The following is an 18,396-nucleotide window of genomic DNA, read 5'->3' on the forward strand; positions in this document are numbered from 1 at the left end:
AAGGTCACTTCATGCGCAAGAAGCTTCGCTTTCTTTCGTCTACCGCGCTCGCGTTTCTTCTCACGGCCCCGGCTTACGCGGCGGGCTCCGGCATGCCCTGGGAACAGCCGCTGCAGCAGATTCTGGAGTCGGTGCAGGGACCGGTCGCCAAGATCGTCGCGGTGATCATCATCATCACGACCGGGTTGACCCTTGCCTTTGGTGACACGGCAGGCGGCTTCCGCCGGCTGATCCAGATCGTCTTTGGCCTCTCGATCGCCTTCGCGGCGTCGAGCTTCTTCCTGTCCTTCTTCTCCTTCGGCGGCGGGGCGCTCGTCTGATGGCCACCGGAGAACAGCATATCGAAGGCTTCGAGGTGCCGGTCCACCGGGCATTGACGGAGCCGATCCTGCTGGGCGGCGCGCCGCGAGCGGTGGCGATCCTCAATGGCACGGTCGCCGCGGCGATAGGCCTTGGCCTGCAGCAGTGGATTGCAGGGCTGGTGCTCTGGATCGCAGGTCACACGCTCGCGGTCTTTGCCGCCCGCCGCGATCCGGACTTCGCCAGCGTGCTTGTCCGCCACCTTCGGCTGAGGGGGTGGCTTGCATGCTGAACCTTTCGGAATACCGAAGCAAAACCGACCGGCTTGCCGACCATCTGCCTTGGGCTGCACTCGTCGCGCCGGGCATCGTGCTCAACAAGGACGGCAGCTTTCAGCGGACGCTGCGGTTCCGTGGCCCCGATCTCGAAAGCGCGACGGAAGCCGAGCTCATCGGCATTTGCGCACGAGCCAATAATGCGCTCAGACGCATTGGCTCCGGCTGGGCATTGTTCTTCGAGGCTGAGCGCATTGAAGCGTTAGGCTATCCGAACTCGCATTTTCCCGACGCAGCCTCATGGCTGGTCGATGAAGAACGGCGCGCGGCTTTCGAGGGCAAGGTAGCGCACTATGAGAGCCGCTATCATCTGACCTTGCTCTTCATGCCGCCGCCTGACAGCCAGGCGAGGGCGGAAAGCGCGCTCGTCGACTCCCTCCCTTCAGAAGGCGAAAGAGACTGGAACTCCGAACTGGCGCGGTTTCGCAACGAGACCGACCGCGTTCTAGATCTCCTGTCGGGCTTCATGCCCGAAGTGCGTGGGCTCGACGATGCCGAAACGCTGACCTACCTGCATGGCACAATCTCGACCAGTCGCCATCCGGTCGCCGTGCCGGAAACGCCGATCTATCTCGACGGCGTCTTGGTCGACGCGCCGCTCACCGGCGGGCTGGAGCCGATGCTGGGCGACCAGCATCTGCGAACCCTCACCATCCTCGGATTCCCGAACCTCACCCGGCCCGGAATGCTAGACGCGCTCAACCATCAGGATTTCGCCTATCGCTGGATGACGCGCTTCATTCCGCTCGACAAGACGGAAGCGACGAAGACGCTGACGCGACTGCGCCGGCAGTGGTTTGCCAAGCGCAAGTCGATCGTGGCCATCCTGCGCGAGGTTATCACCAACGAACCCGTTCCGCTCGTCGACAGCGATGCCGACAACAAGGCGCTCGATGCCGACGAAGCCCTTCAGGCGTTGGGCTGCGATCATGTCGGCTTCGGCTATCTCACCACGACCGTGACGATATGGGACGGTGATCGCCAAGCCGCCGGAGAGAAACTTCGCGCGCTCGAGCGCATCGTCAACGGGCTCGGCTTCATCACGATTCGTGAAAGCGTCAACGCGGTCGAGGCTTGGCTAGGCTCGTTGCCTGGTCATGTCTATGCCAATGTTCGCCAGCCGCTCGTTCACACACTGAACCTTGCACACCTCATGCCGCTTTCGTCGGCGTGGGCCGGTCCGGCGTCGAACCAGCATCTCGCAAAGATCACCCTCACAGAGGCCCCACCGCTTCTCTTCGCCGAGACCAGCGGGTCGACTCCGTTCCGACTTTCCACCCATGTCGACGATGTCGGCCACATGCTGATCGTCGGTCCGACCGGCGCCGGCAAGTCGGTTCTGCTTGCCCTGATTGCTCTGCAGTTTCGACGCTACGCCGGCGCGCAGATCTATGTCTTCGACAAAGGCAATTCGGCTCGCGCAGCAACCCTTGCCATGGGTGGCGAACACCATGCGCTGGGGGCTGCAGGCGCGCTTGCCTTTCAGCCGCTGCGCAGTATCGGCGATGAGACCACCCGCAGCTGGGCGGCCAAATGGATCGCCGGCCTCATTGCTCATGAGAACGTCACCGTCACGCCTGAGGTGAAGGAGGCGATCTGGTCGGCGCTTACCAGCCTGGCAACCGCGCCGGCACAGGAACGCACGCTGACAGGTCTGTCGGTCCTGCTTCAGTCCAATGCGCTGAAGTCTGCCTTGATGCCCTACACGCTCGACGGCCCATTCGGCCGGCTGCTCGATGCCGATGACGATCGCCTGGCCTTGTCGGATGTCCAGTGTTTCGAGACTGAGGAGCTGATGCATCAGGGCAGCGCCGTGCTGCCGGTGCTCACCTATCTCTTCCATCGTCTCGAGGAGCGGTTCGACGGACGGCCGACGCTGCTCATTCTCGACGAGGCTTGGGTCTACCTCGACAACGCGCTTTTTGCTGCCCGAATAAGGGAATGGTTGAAGGTGCTCCGAAAGCGGAATGTCTCGGTGATCTTTGCCACGCAATCGCTTGCCGACATCGCAGGCTCAACAATTGCGCCCGCAATCATCGAGAGCTGCCCGCAGCGCATCCTTCTTCCCAATGATCGTGCCGTGGAGCCGCAGGCGCGGGCAGCGTATGAGCGCTTTGGCCTGAACGAGCGGCAGATCGAACTGGTCGCCCGCGCCACACCGAAGCGGCAGTACTATCTGCAATCGCGCCGCGGCAATCGCCTCTTCGAGCTGGGCTTGGGCCCCATCACACTCGCGCTTTGCGGCGCCTCCGATCCAGCCAGCCAGACCCTGATCGACAGGATCCTGTCCGAGCACGGGCAGCACGGCTTTGCTTCTCACTTTCTGAATGCGCGCGGCCTCGATTGGGCCGCCGAGCTTCTCCGCCAATTCCCCCAACCAGACATGGAGCAATCGTCATGATGCGGCGCCGTCTTCTCTCCGGCCTGATCACTCTTTCCCTGATCGCCAAGCCGCTGGCCGACTATGTGCAGCCAGCCTACGCCCTGATCGTCTTCGATCCCTCGAACTATGCGCAGAACGTTCTGACTGCAGCGCGGTCGCTGGAGCAGATCAACAACCAGATCCAGTCGCTTCAGAACCAGGCGACCATGCTGCAAAACATGGCGCGCAACCTTCAGAGCCTGGATTTTTCCTCGGTCGGCCAACTCACCGGTGCGCTCCATCGCATCGATGGGCTGATGGACCAGGCGAGCGGCCTGAGTCTTGATCTCGATAAGCTTCAAGACCAGTGGCGCCAGCAATATCCGGAAAGCTACGACGCCACGATCAAGGTCAGCGATGTGGCGGGCGCCGCTCGCGAGCGGTGGCAGAGCGCCATGCAAGCATTCCGCCAGACCATGGGTGTCCAGTCTCAAATCGTCGCGAATGTCCGCGGTGACGGCGACCTGCTTGCCGATCTCGTCACCCGCAGCCAAGGCGCGGCCGGTGCGCTTCAGGCAAGCCAGGCCACCAATCAGCTGATCGCGCTTTCGACTAAGCAGCAGATGCAAATCCAGACGCTGCTCGCGACGCAGTTTCGGGCTGAGGCCGAGGATGCAGCCCGCAAGGCGCAGTCCGAGGAAGCCGCCCGCCAGACGACGAAGCGCTTCCTGGGTAGCGCCATGGCCTATCCCGGCAACTGATCACTAGCTCTTCAACATGAGGGAGGTGGCGGCGTGAACGACCTGGGGGTCATCGACCGTTTTATGGAGACCTTCATCCGCTATATCGACAGCGGGTTTGGTCTGCTCTCCGGCGACGTCGCCTTCCTCACCACCACCCTGATCGGCATCGACATCACGCTTGCCGGCCTGGCGTGGGCGCTAGGCGGCGAAGCCAACATTTTCGGTCGGCTCATCCGCAAGGTGCTCTATGTCGGCGTCTTCGCCTTCATCCTGAACAATTTCAAGAACCTCGCCGACATCATCTATCGGTCGTTTGCCGGCCTTGGCATCAACGCGTCTTCCGGCAATCTCTCCGCCGACAATCTCCTACATCCAGGCCGCATTGCCTCCACGGGTTTCGAGGGCGCCTGGCCGCTGCTCGATCAGGCGAGCCAGCTGCTCGGCTTCCCCGAAATCTTCGGAAATGCGCTCACCATCTTCGTGCTGCTCGTGGCCTGGTTCCTGGTCATCATCGCCTTCTTCATTCTCTCCATCCAGCTCTTCATCACCATCCTCGAGTTTAAGCTTACCACGTTGGCGGGCTTCGTTCTGGTTCCCTTCGCGCTCTGGAATCGCTCGTCGTTTCTGGCCGAGCGCGTGCTCGGCAATGTGATCTCCTCCGGTATCAAGGTGATGGTGCTCGCCGTCATCGTGGGCATCGGTTCCACACTCTTCGGCGAGTTCGCATCCGCGCTGCAAGGCAAGGAGCCGGATCTGGCCGCCGCCATGTCTCAGGTGCTCGGCGCGCTGGCGCTGCTTGGTCTCGGCATCTTCGGACCAGGGATCGCTTCGGGCCTGGTTTCTGGCGCGCCGCAGCTTGGCGCCGGCGCGGCGCTAGGAACGACCGTAGCAGCGGCCGGCGCATCGCTTGTCGCCGGGGGCGCGGCGTTTGCTGGCGCGCGCATGGCAAGGGGCGGCGGGCTCGCCGCCATCAGAGCCGGCACGACCATGGGGTCGGCAGCTTCCTCGGCGTGGCAGTTGGGACGTGCAACGTCGCCTGACTCCGGTCTGTCCGGTGTGGCTGCTGGAATGCAGGGTGTGGCGGGCGCCGCCGGCGGCGCTGCGATGCGAGCAGCACGATCGGCCGCGGGAAACTTCAGGCGCAGCGTCGATGCCGGGCGCGAAGCTGCATGGACAGCGACCGGCGGTGCGCCGACCGCGTCAATGACCGGAACTCCAGCCGGTACGGTCCCTAATACCGCGCCCAATTGGGCAAGGCGGTTGCGTTCCGAACAGACCGCTCGTGCTCATCGCCACGCCGCGGTGCAGGCAGTCCGTGACGGTGACAGGCCGGGCGGCAGCGCCAATCCATCTCTGACCGACAAGGAAGACTAGATGCTCTTCAAACGACCCGTTCAACGCTACGGAAAAATACCCGAGCCAATCACGCCGTATCAGAGGGCCGGCCAGCTCTGGGACGAGCGCATCGGTTCATCTCGAGTGCAGGCCAGGAACTGGCGGCTCATGGCTATCGGCTGCCTGGTTTTAGCGACCGGGCTGTCCGGCGCACTCGTATGGCAGTCGATGCAAAGTCGCGTCGTGCCTTACGTTGTGGAGGTCGATCGCTTCGGTGAGGCGCGCGCCGTAGCCCCGGCGACCCAGGACTACGAGCCCTCGGATGCCCAGATCGCCTGGCATCTCGGCCGTTTCGTCCAAAATGTCCGTTCTGTCTCAACCGATCCGGTGTTGGTGCGGCAGAACTGGCTGGCGGCATACGACTTTGCCACCGACCGCGCGGCGCTGTTCCTCAATGAGTTCGCAAAGGCCAACGACCCTTTCGGCCAGATCGGCACGCGCAGTGTGTCGGTGCAGGTAACCAGCGTGGTCAGGGCTTCCGAGAGTTCGTTCCAGATCAAATGGACCGAGCAGGTTTTTGAGCGCGGCAGCCTGGCCAGCACGACGCGCTGGACGGCGATCCTAACCATCGTGATCCGCCCGCCAAGCAATACAGACCAACTGCGCAACAACCCGCTCGGCGTCTTCGTCAACGCCATCGACTGGTCGCGTGAGCTCGATAGCGCCGCGCCAACATCCCTTTCCCCGAAGGAGCCCGATAATGACAAATAGAGCCCCATCGTACCGTGCCATCCTGGTCTTGTCCGCGTCAGCAGCCGTCCTTCCCGCTTGTGCGTCTAAGCCGGTGCCGGCGCCGGATATTTCCTATGACGCCGCCGAATTCGAACCGGCTGTGATCGAGAAGGCGCCGGAGAAGCCGGTCAAGATCGTCGAGGTGCCAAAGCCGTTGCCGCTCCCGGGCCAGTTGCAGGCTGAGCCTGGCAAGGCCGCCGAAGACAAGCGCTCTCCCGAAGACCGTGTCGCCGATGCCAATAAGGCAGCGACGCAGCAACCCACCAGGTATGGCTATGTCAACGCGGTTCAGGTTTACCCCTTCAGCGATGGCGCGCTTTATCAGCTCTATGCCGCGCCAGAGCGCGTCACCGATATCGCTCTACAGCCGGGCGAGAAACTGACAGCCGTGTCGGCCGGCGACACGGTGCGCTGGGTCATTGGCGATACCGTGAGCGGCACCGGTGACAATCAGCGCACCCATGTGCTGGTCAAACCCTTCGCGCCGGGGCTTACCACCAACCTGGTGATCACTACGGAACGACGGACCTATCATCTACAGCTTCAAAGCACCGAGAAGACCGCCATGGCGGCGATCTCCTGGACATACAGCGAAGACCAGATCATCGCGCTGCGCCAGCGTAACATTCGGGCCGAGGCTACCATGCCGGTGGCATCGAACGTCGCACTCGAGAATATTCGCTTCCGCTATTCGATCACCGGCGACACACCGCCCTGGAGGCCGACGCGTGCCTTCGACGACGGCAGCAAAGTCTATATCGAATTCCCGCGCCGCATCGATCAGGGCGAGGCGCCCCCACTCTTCATCGTCGGTCCCGACGGCGACAGTCAGCTCGTCAACTATCGGATGCGCGGCAACTACTACATCGTCGACCGTCTCTTCGCCGCTGCCGAATTGCGCCTGGGCAGCAAACAGCAGCAGGTTGTGCGCATCACCAGGACCGACGGCCGGCAACCGCCGCGGCGGATCTCGCTGTTTTCTCGTTTCGGCAGGTGAGGGCAGCGCTCATGACTGACACGTCCCATTCCACCGCTCCGCCTAAGCTCGATCCCGAGCAGCTGCAACTGCGAGCCTCGCCGCGCCGCGCTGTGCGATTCAGGCGCGGCGTGATCGTCGCGATCGCGGCGCTCGGTTCCGGCGCCATATTCGGCGTCAGCATGATGGCACTTCAAGGACCGGCATGGCGCATTAAAGGCCAGGTGGAAGACCGTTATAATACCGAGCGCAAGCCAGCCGCCGACGGGCTCGATAGCCTGCCCAAGGACTATTCTAGAATCAAGCCGAAGGCTCCCGTGCTTGGGCCACCACTGCCGGGCGATCTCGGCCGCCCAATCCTCGAGCGGCAGCGCCAGCTCGGCATTGCGTCGGGGCAGGAGGTTTCCGCCGAGGAGCAACGGCTCGCCCAACAGGCAATTTCGGCACGCGAATCGCAAGTCTTCTTCCGCATCGACAACCGACCCAAACAAAAGGAGTTGGCCGACGCTGGACAAGGTGCACAGCAGCCATTCGAGGCACTTCCACAATCCGATGCCAGACATGCGCTGGCTTCAATTGCGCCAGCCGAGGGAGACCAGAACAACCAACAGCGCAAGCTCGATTTTGTCAGCCAGCGTGACACAAACGGGATCTACAATCCGCATACGTTGCAGACGCCGGTTTCGCCCTATCAGCTGATGGCCGGCAGCGTAATCGCGGCAAGCCTCATCACCGGCATCAATTCCGATTTGCCTGGTCTAGTCGTCGCGCAGATCACCGAGAATGTGCACGACACAGTCACCGGCAGCACCTTGCTGATACCGCAGGGCTCACGGTTGATCGGAACCTATGACAGCGTCGTCGCCTTTGGGCAAAAGCGTGCGCTGCTGGTCTGGCAGCGCATTATGTTGCCCGACGGCTCGTCAGTCGAAATCGACAATCTGCCGGCGACCGACGCTGCTGGCTATGCGGGCCTTGAGGATAAGGTGGATTTCCACACCTGGCAGTTGATCAAGGGTGTTGCGTTAGCCACGCTGCTGGGTGTCGGCACCGAGCTGAGCTTCGGGGAAAACGAAAGCGACCTGGTAAAAGCGATTCGGCAATCCACTCAGCAGAACGTCAGCCAAGCCGGCCAACGCATCACCGAAAAGAACCTTAACATTCAACCGACCATCACCGTGCGCCCCGGCTGGCCGCTGCGTGTCATTGTGCACAAGGATCTCGTGCTCCGGCCGTACGCGAATTGAATTGGGGGCTCATGGCAAACCTGAAATTAGGAAAGCTTCCGGACCGGACGCCTTCCAAGATCACCATCACCGTTAGCGCTGACTTGAGCCAAGCGCTCAACGACTATGCCGCGCTTTACCGTCAGACCTATGGCGAGTCGGAAACGGTGGCTGAACTCATCCCATTCATACTGTCGGAGTTCCTAGAAAGTGACCGAGCATTTGCCAAGGCCAGAAAGGAAGGCCTGCCGCGCGTCGGCGCATCGGAGAAGCCGCGACGGCAATCAGCTTCAACGCTGGACGACACATAGCGCGGGGTACTCGGGCTAGTCCGGCTAAAGATACAGCAGAGGATTGCAGCACTAGGAACTCTGCTGAAGATAACGACGCCGATAGCGAGCCGCTCTAATGGCCCCTCGCGGAGTGACTCAGCGGAGACGCGTGTTTGAGTTGCGAGAAAACCGCAAACCAAAAGCGATAGTCGCGGTCGCGCCCATCAAAATGAGCCGTCAATGCGCAATGAGCTGCGGCAGTCGTCGCGTCCGGCCCATAGACATCGAGAGCTGCTTTGGCCGCCTCATCCGGGTCCGAAAAATCCCAAAGCGACAGACTGCCACGATCTGCTGGATCGGCGCTGTCACGATCACGCTGATTCCCTGGCACACCAAGACCTCCGGTTGGCCACCACTCAGGCTTTCGCCTTGCGTTTCGCAGCAGGTTTTTTGGCAGGAGCAGACTTTCTTCCCAAACCTAACGATTTCGCCAGCGCTGATCGGGTGGCCGAATAGTTTGGAGCGACCATGGGGTAGTCCTTCGCCAGTCCCCACTTCGCCCGGTATTCATCGGGCGTCATTCCATGCCGAGTTGCTAGATGGCGCTTAAGCGACTTATATTTCTGACCGTCTTCGAGGCTGATGATGTAGTCCGGGTACACGGACCTCTTGGGATTAACTGCTGGCTTTGGGGAAGGTGCTTCTACTGGAGTTGCCTGGCCAATATTAGACAATGCCGAATTAACGCTGGCGATCAAATCCGGAAGTCCAGACACGGGGACTGCATTCTTTTGGACATAAGCGGAAACGATATCTGCGGTAAGTTCGATCAGATTATTGCCGGCTTCTTCGGGCATGTCAGGCTCCAGAGTCACAATCTATACTCTCATAGCCCTCAATCCAGCGACGTGCAACGCACCGGCAGGCTAGATCTGTGTCTGATCAAATAGAGCTAGGCGGCAGCCGATAAAAGCGCATCGTAATAGCGTCGGCTCTCGTTTCAACCATGACGTCATGCACAAACTTCCGTTTTGCAACACGCCGGACGCACGGCAGGCCCGACTCGTCGTAGGTCTCCAGCTTGATCAGGAAGTCTTCCCCGAAGTCAACATAGACAGGGCACGCGGCATCAAGCCAAGTTCGTGTGGGCCTCACCCAGCCGGACTGATGATGGCCGCGATACGTGCGGTGCACCTCGTCCTCAATCTCCATAATGGAATGAATCCAACCGGATTTAACTTCGGCCTTCCGTCGCGCCTGGACAGTCTACCAGATATTCGCTCCACCGGAAGAACATGCCAGCGTTCGCCCCGTTTATGTGGCGCTGGGCCTTGGACCATATGACGTCCTGTGCGACGTCTGAGGTGGGTTCCGGGCGGAAGAACAAGCAGGACGATCGCTAAAAGGGCCTGCGGAACTCCCTTGGTAAGGGAGTATGCTACCACTGCATGGCGCCGATTTTCTCCGCAGCGCCAACGGATTGCTCATTTGCCACTATTGTGATTGGTGTAAGCTTCTAGGTGTTTAGTCTCCTGTCGGAACCCACGATGCGACGTCACGATCATATCGCCAGGTCGGCATCGGGCCGCCCGGAGCTGCAGGATAGCCATCGATGCAAATCTCAGCATGGGAGCGCTCCGCCGCGATCCCTTCCGCATGGCGCTTCGCATCAGAAAAATCGGCGAAGAAGCCGCCCGTTAGATCCGGCTGGCTATCGATGGTTACGACGTAGCGCATCTCCGACCCCTTTCACTCCTGACGCCGCGGGGTCCAGCCCCGGATGTGGCCAAGCAGCTTCTGAACCTCGGCTGTAGTCATGCCAGCACGGGACCAATTGTCGGAATCCTTCCATCTGGCGTACGAAACCGGCCGATGCGTTTTGCCGCTGTAGGCCTCCATTGGCACGGGCTGCCCCGGATCTGGATCCTCATGGTCTTTGAAGAATTCGTCCAGGATATAATCGGGCCGCTCGATGCATGACCGTACGCCAATCCGCACCTGGTCGAACTTGCCATTGCGCATGCGTTCGAAAATGCGCCGGACATATTCTTCCGCGTCGACTAGGCCGGACAGCACTGTGGCGACAGTAGCGTCACGAGGCAATGTAAGGGGATTGTTTGCCATCATGCCGATAACGATGTCCGCTGCACAATGACGGGCAAGAGCAGTCTATCTCTGCTTTATGAGCATGCCGCCGGCGGCTTTGATGCCTGCCTCGATGCCCTGCAGGAATGGAGTAGTGTTGCCAGGGTTGCCCGGTTCTCCGGGTGTTCCTGGCATGCCAACGTGAATGCCTTTGACCAGTCGATATCCGACTTCGAAACCTTGGCTAAACGTACCGTTGATCGCCGACATGCTGCCCTTCCATTTGCAAAGAGATGACTGAGGCTTAGCCCTCGAAATGCACGCATCCGCCGCCGAACGAAGCGATCCTGATGAGGTCGTTTGTCGGCCTGCCGTTCATACCTCGCAAGACAATCCTGCACCCCTTATCTTTGGCAAATGACGCCATCTTCACGAGATCGTCAGTGCTCCGGCCTGCCGCGTCCAGCGTGAAGCCACCCCCAAACGAAGCGATCTGGACCAAGTCATTGGTAGGGCGCCCTGTGAAATTCGACATGAAAATTCTCTCCCTTTGGCCGACTCACATGTATCGTCGCAGGATGGATATGCAGGGCGAATGGTTCGCGCCAGCCGCGCGATTAGTCGCTCCACCGAATCTTACTGCCGCTCAGGTGCCTTGTGTCGGGGGCGAACTGCAGTTTTGCTAGGATAAACGTCATGCAGCCAAAGAGCGACATTCATCTCCGAAATTTCATTCAGCAATTGAAGCATGACGGACGCTATCTTCTGGCACCGGCGCACTTGCCCTCACTGGATGCGGAACCCAAGCCCCTGCTGGAGCTGGGAATCGGAAAATATGACGTTGAGATAAAGGAAGCTTGGCAGATCGGAGCATCCCGATGTCGTCGTTCTTGATCTCGACGATCCGCCGATCATTCCTCTTGAACAACCTGACGCTCCGGTAATCGAGACGTTGCAAAAAAAGGCTGAGCAGCAAAACAGCAGGGATAGAAAGGCTTAGACCTTCGGATAATTTCCAAGAGCAGGAGAGTTGGGCAGTTGCCCTAAACGACTTTCTAGCGATGCGACGTATCTTCCCGTTTCTACCGACCAGTTGAAAAACACCGCTGTGTCGGGCGTGATGTCATCGCCGAAAGCACCCTCCGGAATTTGCAGAGGTACGGGTGAGAATCCCTGACAGGGTGAAGCGGTGACGGCTGGGCCGTCGGTTTGTCTGCCGCGCGCGAAGGTCGCGCGCTTGAACCCTTCTAGTCCAGCTTACACCGACACCGGGGCCGTTTCCCAATAGCCTCAGTTCCTCCGGCGCGCTCCATTTGGGCTGACGCCTCCGAGCGCTGCCCCGCAACGGTGAGGCTTTGGCGGCCCCACCGTTCGGTCGATTATGACTTGAAAGATTCCATGCGGCGAATCTGATAAAAGAAAAAATCAGGGGGCTATAAAATGAAGATCGATACAACCGACACGTTGCGTATGGTTCAGAACAAAGAACGCCGAAAGTGAAGCCTACAGACGGCAGCTTCACATATGGCTCGGAGCCGGTTCAGCAGGTGGCGCAATATCCATGGCTTCGCTAGCCGCCAGCTTACGTGACCCGGCCTATGTGTTTCACTTTCTCACGCCCTCCTTTTGGTCATTTCTGATTGGTGTCGTCGCGGCGGGCTCCAGCCTATTCTTCCTTGCTCTTCGCGCGGATGAACAGGGCGAGCATTTCGCTACATCGCACAACCGAGATCAGATTAACGAAGCGATCAGAGCGATGCCCGAAGTGGTCGCCTCTCCCAAGCGGCTCGCCGATGAAGCAAACCAAGGGCGCAATGAGCTGATTAGACAGTCGCACGAAAAGCATGCAAGAGCGCAACGCGCTTGGGCGCGGAGCCAGCGGTACAAGGTCGGTTGGGCGGCAAGCCTTACAATATCCGCCCTTGCTTTCGTTCTGGGGTACGCCTGGCCACTTGCTCAACTCAGCTTTTTTGGAGCAAAGCTTTTGCCTTAAAGGCTGGCTGAGGCCGAAAAAAGATAGCTTTTATATACGCTTAGTGTGAAGGGCGCAGCCGAGCAATGTCCTAGGCTGCGTGCAACAAGCGGCGCTTAAGGCGTGTCCCCGCAACCAACCTACTTGCAACCTTATACCCTCCGCGTCGTTCTGCGGCGGACGTAGTAGCGGCTTTTGGCTAAGGCGGTAATCTCCGTTAGAAGAATTGCTCATTTACGCTTGGCTGCGCCAACACCGACTAGCGCCAACATTTTCAAGCCGTTTCTACGATGCTGCCGAACCTCGTCACTCGGGCCATTTTATTCTCTTCAATCCAGTCGATCCTATCTCCAAGTGAGCTCGAGAGGATCGCGATATGGTCAACACTCAGAGCGAGATTGAGAGCCGCCGGCCTTTGCACTGTCCGAGCTTGGTGATCCCTGCAGGGCATGGATCAGGTATAGGCTCTGGGCAGACGGTGCTGCGCGCTGACCGATCGCATGGTTCGCCTACGGGAGAGGGACCTTGCGCACCTCGCGAGGGCGTAGCTGCTTTCTTCCATCCATCGGTTGCGGAACTCGAACGCTGTCTAGCCGTGGCCGCCTATTTGGTTGTCCGCCATGGGGATGTCTACGTCCCAACGTTCGAGCGTCTCGAGTACGAGGTCGAACAAGCGCGGCGGCAGTTCGGAAACCGGGAACGGGCGCAGCGCGTGCTAGCCAAGCTGATGAAAGATGGGGTTAGACACGCCGGGGGCGCTAAGACAGCCTTCGAGATAGCCGAAAAATGACAGAGTCGAGCTCGCAACGTCCATCAGATAAGTGCGGGTGGGGTAAACGCGATCTTCTGCAGCCATTCGCGCTTCTGCGCCAGGGACGGTCCGGCTCCGTATTTCGGCCGCATCCATTTGTGGCCCATCAAGGTGGCGACTACTTTCTCGGGCGCCTCAACTGCCGTTAGCCGATCTTCGAAGGTGTGCCGCAGGCTATAAAGACTATGCTCCGATGTAGGCAGGAGTTTCTTGTTGGTGAGCATCTTATTGACGAGCGCGGAAAGCGAGGCTGCCTTGTCGCGATATCGAGGGAAACCCTCTGGATGGAGCTTCATCGCCTCCAGCGCGCAGCCTACTAGGGGGATGTCACGAGCTGAATGATCAGTCTTCAGCCGACGCCCGTTGGGACGCACCTGTATGTGCGGGATCTCGTGATCGAGGCGGATTGTTTCCGTGGTGAGGTTTGCCGCTTCAGAGAGCCTGAGTCCGGTATCGGCAATTAGATAAACAAGATGGCGCGCCTCGTCGTTCAACCCATTCAGCGCGCCTTCCGCCAGAATCTGTCCCTGTACGAACTCCGCTGTGAACGCCGCCCGTTGACCCGCGACGGCACCGGAGAGACGCAATTGGTGGAAAACCGGCTCCAGTTTGAGCTGATGGGTGAGGTCCACGACGCGCAGCATCTTGGAGATGTGACCGATGTCCTTGTTGGCTGTAGCGATATCGAGACCGCCCCCGACGATCCGCTTCTGCCACCACTCACGGAAAGCGACTGCGTCATCGCGGGTCAGGCGAGCGATCTCTTTGTCGCCAATGACGCCGATACAGTTTGCGATCGCGCGCTTCTTGGGGTTCCGCCACTTCTTAATCTGGTTTGGCGACATCGCCAGCAGGTTCTGTTGTTCAATCGCCTCGAACTCCTTGAGAAGCCCGCTCAGGCGCAGCGCCGGCCGCTGCTCACCGCCCATCACCGCGGAGACGTCCGTTGCGTTATCGACGGCATTTCTATCGAGAAGCAGCTTCATGCGGGCTATGAGTTCGTCCAGCGGCCCCGCCGCCAGTTCCTCATTGGTTCGATAGGCCAGCCCGAACGATCGTGCGCGCTTCCTCGCTGCCTCGAAACGCAGAACTGCCTCTGCGGACTGGCCATCGCCCAGTTTGCGCCAATAGGTCTCGAGCTCCGCCCCGAGGCTTCGCACGGCATCGCGAGCCCTTACACCACGCGGATCGTCAGCAACTGCGACCCCAGTGGAAATACGCACCAACCCACGGCGGTCGAACGACGAGAATTCCTTCGGCACCCGACGCACGAGGTACCAGATGCCATCCCGCTTATGCGGGCGGGGCGCTGTCGATCGCCGCATTAGCTTGCTCTAATGTTACACAGTTTGTTACACAGAATGAGATATGTTTCGATGCCGGGCAGTCAAGGGCTATAACGAAGATTTTGAAAATAAACGGTTTTTATGGAAGTTAGCTGGCGGAGAGAGCGGGATTCGAACCCGCGTTACGGTTTCCCGTAAACACACTTTCCAGGCGTGCGCCTTCAACCACTCGGCCACCTCTCCGTCCTTGCACTCTCGCGCCGGCCGGTTTCGCCGCGCGGGTTGGGGAGATGCACCTCCCTCGGGAAGTCCTCGGCGGACTATTTGGGGTGCCTTCAACCGGCGGGCAACCCTTCCCAGCACCTCTAGCCGTCTAGGCAAAACAGGCGCGGGGCTCATCTAGTCGATCCTAAGGCGAATGCCAAGCCATAAAGGCGGTGCAAAGGCTTTTGCCGTTGATGGCTCGAAGGCGGGCTCGATAAAGCGCTGCCGACCTTCGAATGATGTGCACAGGGCGGGCCGCAGCCTCAGCTGCGCTTGACTTCGGCCTTTGCCACCTGTCGACTGACTGAAATATTCGTTTTTGCGCAATTGCGGATGGAAAACCGCTGCGCGCGTTTTGGGCTTTGCGAGGGGCATCGTCCTGACATGACATCGATCCACCAGCAACCCGCGGGCCGGCCGGACAGCGGGCTTACCTTCATCCCGGTGGCGTGGCTGATCGTCGTCATGGGCCTGTCGGCCTACGGCCTGATCTCGAGCTGGCGGCTGATCGGCGACTTCAACCTGCCGGAAAGCGTGCTCTTCCTGATCTATGGCGGGCTGGCCGGCGGCCTTGTCACCATTTTGTGGGGGCTTTATCTGCTTAGCCTCGCCTTCAACCGGTCGGCGCGGTTTCCCCGCCATTACACCATCTGGCAGGTGGCGATCATCCTGTGGCTCATCGTGCGCCAGGCTTACACGCTTCTGATGCCCGACTTCGTCTTCTCCGCAGAAGCGCTGGGCTTCACGGCCGCCGAGATCGCCATCGGCCTGCTTTGCATCTACCTGTTGCGGCATGGCGCCGGCGCCGAGACCGTCTATGCCAATCCCGAGACCGAACGCCCGCCACTGCTGGTCTCGCTCGTTGCCGCGCTGCTCGGCATCATCCTTGGCGGCGCCAGCGGCGCCTGCGCCGGCTTCTTTGCCGGTTCGCTGATCGCCGACGCCACCCATATGAGCTGCTTCGAGGGCGCCTGCGGGTTTTTCGCCGCTTTCATCGGCCTCGCAGGCCTGATCGTCGGAGCCATCGCCGGCGGAATCTTCGCCATCTGGCGGGTCAACCGGCGCAAAACGGCAAAAACAGTCTAACCTCAAAATCACGTGTCGCGATTGCGTGGCGATTGCGCTCGCTCTATGTCGGTTGCGGGCAGACGGGAGCATTCCCGGGGAGTGCGTTGGATGTTGCGTTTCATCTTTCGGCTGGCGGCTATGATTGCGTTGTCGATTTCCGTCATCATGGCGGTGATCGACACCACGCGCTCGGTGGCGGCGTCGGCGCTCGTCATGACACCGCTCAACACGAGCTGGCTGGCGGTATCGCCCGACACCCGCGCCGCCTTCGAGACCTATGTGCGCGCCAAGGCCAGTCCGCTGGTCTGGGACGGTGCCATCGCCTGGGTGCTCGGCCAGCCTGGGTTCGCGGTGTTCGCCGTGCTGGCGTTCCTGCTCTACGCCCTCGGCTACCGGCGTCGACGCCACGAATTCGCCCCGACCAACTGACGCGGACGTTTCGCTCCGCCCGGAAACGGGCAGGCCGGCCGCTTTTTCCAACAGGTCAAAATTCCACGTGAATTTTGTTTCGGGCCGTGCCAGATTGGCCACCAGCGGGGAGGGGCATACACTTCCTGCATGACGTCGTGTGCCTGCCGGAGAACCGGGCGGGAATGCGGTGCAACGGAAAAAATAACCGACAGGGTGTGGATCACATGAAACGTATCGTTCTCGGCCTCCTGGCCGCAACTGCAATGGTTCTTCCGGCTTTCGCCGCGGATGTCCAGCCGGCCATTCTCTACGATCTCGGCGGCAAGTTCGACAAATCCTTCAACGAGGCCGCCTTTCACGGCGCCGAGAAATTCAAGGCCGAAACCGGCGTCGCTTACGTCGAATTCGAGGTTTCCAACGCCTCGCAGCGCGAGCAGGCGCTGCGCCGCTTCGCCGAGGACGGCCGCAACCCGATCGTCATGGCCGGCTTTGCCTGGGAGGATGCGCTGAAGAAGGTCGCGGCCGAATATACCGACCTCAACTTCGCCATCATCGACGATGCCGTCGACCTGCCCAATGTCCGCTCGCTGGTATTTAAGGAAAATGAGGGCTCCTACCTCGTCGGCATCCTGGCGGCGATGGCGTCGAAGTCGAAAAAGGTCGGCTTCGTCGGCGGCATGGACATTCCGCTGATCCGCAAGTTCGAATGCGGCTATGTCGGCGGCGCCAAGTCGGCTGGCGCCACCGACGTCATCCAGAACATGACCGGCGACACGCCGGCCGCCTGGAACGACCCGGCCAAGGGCGGCGAGATCGCCAAGACGCAGATCGACCAGGGCGCCGATGTGGTCTACGCCGCCGCCGGCGGCACCGGTGTCGGCGTGCTGCAGGCCGCGGCCGATGCCGGCAAGCTCGGCATCGGCGTCGATTCCAACCAGAACGGCCTGCAGCCCGGCAAGGTGCTGACCTCGATGATGAAGCGCGTCGACGTTGCCGTCTACAACGCCTTCATGGACGGCAAGAACGGCACCTTCAAGGGCGGCGTCCAGAATCTAGGCCTCAAGGAAGGCGGCGTCGACTATGCCATGGACGACAACAACAAGGCGCTGGTGACCGACGAGATGAAGGCGGCCGTCGAAAAGGCCAAGGCCGACATCATCGCCGGCAAGGTCGAGGTGCACGACTACACCGCCGACAACAAGTGCCCGTATTGATCGGCAACTGAACCAAGGTTTTTGGACCGCCGGGCGAAGTCCCGGCGGTTTTATTTTGGGCGAGCGCGATGCTACCGATTATCGAAGCAATGGCCGAGCCTGACGTCGAGGCCATCGCAAGGCTGCGCCTGGCTGCCTTCTTCGGAGGGACGGCCCGGACGCTCGAAGAGGACATCGCGGGGCTTGGCGGACTGGTCGCGGGCGACGGGTTCGAGGCGGCCTTCGTCGCTCGCCTCGGCGATGCGCCGATCGGCAGTTGCCTGTTCGTCCGCAACGAGATCGATCCGGCGCATGATCTGACGCCCTGGCTCGCCGGGCTTGTCGTGGACGAGAATTATCGGGGTCGGGGTATCGGCGTGGCGCTTCTCAAGGCCGTTGAGGCCCATGCGGCCTCCGTCGGCGTGGACAAGCTCTATCTCTACACTTGGCAGGCACGACGCTTCTACGAGGCCCTTGGCTGGACTGCGGTCGAGACCTTTGAGCAGGGCGACGAACCGATGGTGCTGATGGAGCGATCTCTATAGGGTGCCGGCGAGATAGCCGAGCGCAAACGCCGCCAAGAGCGCCATCGCGATGACAAATCCAAGCCGACCGCCCAGGGAATGCAGGCCGACACCGTAAGGCTTGCGCTCAAGCCGGTGGATCACGATCGGCTGCGGTTTCGCCTCTCCGTCCGTCAAGCCGGCAAGTCGCATCTGCGGCAGTTCGCCGAGGCGGCGCTGGACGAGCTGCCAACGTTGGTCCGAAGCGGCATTCGACGCTCCCGCCGGCTCCAGGGCGCGCATACGTTCGGCGAGCCGTAGCACCGCGCCGCGAAAGGCGGGATCGATCTCAAGGTCGCGCTCGGCGCGGGCGCGCTCCCGCTCATCCATCAGGCCAAAGACATAGTCGCCGGCCCTTGCGATGCGGTCTCCTTCACTGGGCATGACCGTTCTCCCCAATGC

23 protein-coding genes and 1 tRNA gene are annotated in these 18,396 nt (G+C 60.7%); 15 read left to right on the forward strand and 9 right to left on the reverse strand.

Annotated features, from left to right (window positions below; translation table 11 throughout):
• Positions 1–11: 11 nt before the first annotated feature.
• From ABID26_RS05905 to ABID26_RS05945, 9 genes are read left to right on the forward strand one after another with little or no spacing between them, the layout of a single operon-like run.
• Positions 12–320, forward strand: a complete 309-nt coding sequence (locus ABID26_RS05905) for a TrbC/VirB2 family type IV secretion system protein (RefSeq protein ID WP_354414435.1) — start codon at positions 12–14, stop codon at positions 318–320.
• Positions 320–592 (forward strand): VirB3 family type IV secretion system protein, encoded by a 273-nt coding sequence (locus tag ABID26_RS05910; protein WP_354414438.1) that lies wholly within the window; start codon positions 320–322, stop codon positions 590–592. The genes ABID26_RS05905 and ABID26_RS05910 overlap by 1 nt, the downstream gene beginning before the upstream one ends.
• Positions 586–3,036 (forward strand): conjugal transfer protein TrbE, encoded by a 2,451-nt coding sequence (gene trbE / locus ABID26_RS05915; RefSeq protein ID WP_354414441.1) that lies wholly within the window; start codon positions 586–588, stop codon positions 3,034–3,036. The genes ABID26_RS05910 and trbE overlap by 7 nt, the downstream gene beginning before the upstream one ends.
• Positions 3,033–3,758 carry a P-type conjugative transfer protein TrbJ gene (gene trbJ / locus ABID26_RS05920; protein WP_354414444.1) on the forward strand — a complete coding sequence of 242 codons (726 nt, stop codon included), beginning with the start codon at positions 3,033–3,035 and terminating at the stop codon, positions 3,756–3,758. Before trbE ends, trbJ begins: the two co-directional genes overlap by 4 nt.
• 33 nt (positions 3,759–3,791) lie before the next feature.
• Positions 3,792–5,114, forward strand: coding sequence for a P-type conjugative transfer protein TrbL (trbL, locus tag ABID26_RS05925; RefSeq protein WP_354414447.1), 1,323 nt, complete (start codon positions 3,792–3,794; stop codon positions 5,112–5,114).
• Positions 5,115–5,846: a conjugal transfer protein TrbF gene (gene trbF / locus ABID26_RS05930; RefSeq protein ID WP_354414450.1), complete on the forward strand. Its 732-nt coding sequence runs from the start codon at positions 5,115–5,117 to the stop codon at positions 5,844–5,846.
• Complete coding sequence (trbG, locus tag ABID26_RS05935) at positions 5,836–6,864, forward strand: P-type conjugative transfer protein TrbG (protein WP_354415027.1); 1,029 nt, start codon at positions 5,836–5,838, stop codon at positions 6,862–6,864. The genes trbF and trbG overlap by 11 nt, the downstream gene beginning before the upstream one ends.
• 11 nt (positions 6,865–6,875) lie before the next feature.
• Positions 6,876–8,090, forward strand: a complete 1,215-nt coding sequence (locus ABID26_RS05940; RefSeq protein WP_354414453.1) for a TraB/TrbI/VirB10 family type IV secretion system protein — start codon at positions 6,876–6,878, stop codon at positions 8,088–8,090.
• Positions 8,091–8,101: 11 nt separating this feature from the next.
• A complete protein-coding gene (locus ABID26_RS05945) occupies positions 8,102–8,380 on the forward strand; it encodes a DUF2274 domain-containing protein (RefSeq protein WP_354414456.1) in 279 nt (92 codons plus the stop codon).
• 377 nt (positions 8,381–8,757) lie between these two features.
• Here the strand turns inward: ABID26_RS05945 and ABID26_RS05950 are convergent, their stop codons facing one another.
• The 6 genes from ABID26_RS05950 to ABID26_RS05975 form a co-directional block, all read right to left on the reverse strand.
• Positions 8,758–9,198 (reverse strand): Ros/MucR family transcriptional regulator, encoded by a 441-nt coding sequence (locus ABID26_RS05950; protein WP_354414458.1) that lies wholly within the window; start codon positions 9,196–9,198, stop codon positions 8,758–8,760.
• Positions 9,199–9,283: 85 nt separating this feature from the next.
• Positions 9,284–9,553: a hypothetical protein gene (locus tag ABID26_RS05955; protein ID WP_354414461.1), complete on the reverse strand. Its 270-nt coding sequence runs from the start codon at positions 9,551–9,553 to the stop codon at positions 9,284–9,286.
• A gap of 312 nt (positions 9,554–9,865) precedes the next feature.
• Positions 9,866–10,078, reverse strand: coding sequence for a hypothetical protein (locus tag ABID26_RS05960; RefSeq protein WP_354414464.1), 213 nt, complete (start codon positions 10,076–10,078; stop codon positions 9,866–9,868).
• A gap of 12 nt (positions 10,079–10,090) precedes the next feature.
• The gene (locus ABID26_RS05965) at positions 10,091–10,468 is read right to left on the reverse strand and encodes a hypothetical protein (protein WP_354414466.1); all 378 of its coding nucleotides are present in this window, start codon (positions 10,466–10,468) and stop codon (positions 10,091–10,093) included.
• Positions 10,469–10,510: 42 nt separating this feature from the next.
• The gene (locus tag ABID26_RS05970; protein ID WP_354414469.1) at positions 10,511–10,696 is read right to left on the reverse strand and encodes a hypothetical protein; all 186 of its coding nucleotides are present in this window, start codon (positions 10,694–10,696) and stop codon (positions 10,511–10,513) included.
• Between the two features lie 34 nt (positions 10,697–10,730).
• On the reverse strand, positions 10,731–10,961 hold the full coding sequence (locus ABID26_RS05975) for a hypothetical protein (RefSeq protein ID WP_354414471.1): 231 nt from the start codon (positions 10,959–10,961) through the stop codon (positions 10,731–10,733).
• 161 nt (positions 10,962–11,122) lie between these two features.
• Between ABID26_RS05975 and ABID26_RS05980 the strand changes: the two genes are divergently transcribed.
• Together ABID26_RS05980 and ABID26_RS05985 are read left to right on the forward strand one after the other, a co-directional pair.
• Complete coding sequence (locus ABID26_RS05980) at positions 11,123–11,320, forward strand: hypothetical protein (RefSeq protein WP_354414473.1); 198 nt, start codon at positions 11,123–11,125, stop codon at positions 11,318–11,320.
• Positions 11,321–11,987: 667 nt separating this feature from the next.
• Positions 11,988–12,419 (forward strand): hypothetical protein, encoded by a 432-nt coding sequence (locus ABID26_RS05985; RefSeq protein WP_354414475.1) that lies wholly within the window; start codon positions 11,988–11,990, stop codon positions 12,417–12,419.
• 792 nt (positions 12,420–13,211) lie between these two features.
• Here ABID26_RS05985 and ABID26_RS05990 read toward each other — a convergent pair.
• Positions 13,212–14,471: a tyrosine-type recombinase/integrase gene (locus ABID26_RS05990; protein ID WP_354414476.1), complete on the reverse strand. Its 1,260-nt coding sequence runs from the start codon at positions 14,469–14,471 to the stop codon at positions 13,212–13,214.
• Between the two features lie 177 nt (positions 14,472–14,648).
• A tRNA-Ser gene (locus tag ABID26_RS05995) sits at positions 14,649–14,738 on the reverse strand.
• Positions 14,739–15,143: 405 nt separating this feature from the next.
• On the opposite strand from ABID26_RS05995, the gene ABID26_RS06000 reads away from it, so the two are divergent.
• From ABID26_RS06000 to ABID26_RS06015, 4 genes are all read left to right on the forward strand, one after another.
• Positions 15,144–15,845, forward strand: coding sequence for a hypothetical protein (locus ABID26_RS06000; RefSeq protein ID WP_126097969.1), 702 nt, complete (start codon positions 15,144–15,146; stop codon positions 15,843–15,845).
• A 90-nt stretch (positions 15,846–15,935) separates the two neighbouring features.
• On the forward strand, positions 15,936–16,256 hold the full coding sequence (locus ABID26_RS06005; RefSeq protein ID WP_126097970.1) for a hypothetical protein: 321 nt from the start codon (positions 15,936–15,938) through the stop codon (positions 16,254–16,256).
• A gap of 206 nt (positions 16,257–16,462) precedes the next feature.
• Positions 16,463–17,452: a BMP family lipoprotein gene (locus ABID26_RS06010; protein ID WP_126097971.1), complete on the forward strand. Its 990-nt coding sequence runs from the start codon at positions 16,463–16,465 to the stop codon at positions 17,450–17,452.
• 68 nt (positions 17,453–17,520) lie between these two features.
• A complete protein-coding gene (locus ABID26_RS06015) occupies positions 17,521–17,976 on the forward strand; it encodes a GNAT family N-acetyltransferase (protein ID WP_292299735.1) in 456 nt (151 codons plus the stop codon).
• On the opposite strand, the gene ABID26_RS06020 is transcribed toward ABID26_RS06015, so the two are convergent.
• Positions 17,971–18,378, reverse strand: a complete 408-nt coding sequence (locus ABID26_RS06020; protein ID WP_292299736.1) for a hypothetical protein — start codon at positions 18,376–18,378, stop codon at positions 17,971–17,973. The two genes, ABID26_RS06015 and ABID26_RS06020, sit on opposite strands and share 6 nt — an antisense overlap.
• Positions 18,379–18,396: the final 18 nt, after the last annotated feature.

Source organism: Mesorhizobium shonense (genome assembly GCF_040545255.1).
GTDB classification, from domain to species: Bacteria; Pseudomonadota; Alphaproteobacteria; order Rhizobiales; family Rhizobiaceae; genus Mesorhizobium; species Mesorhizobium shonense.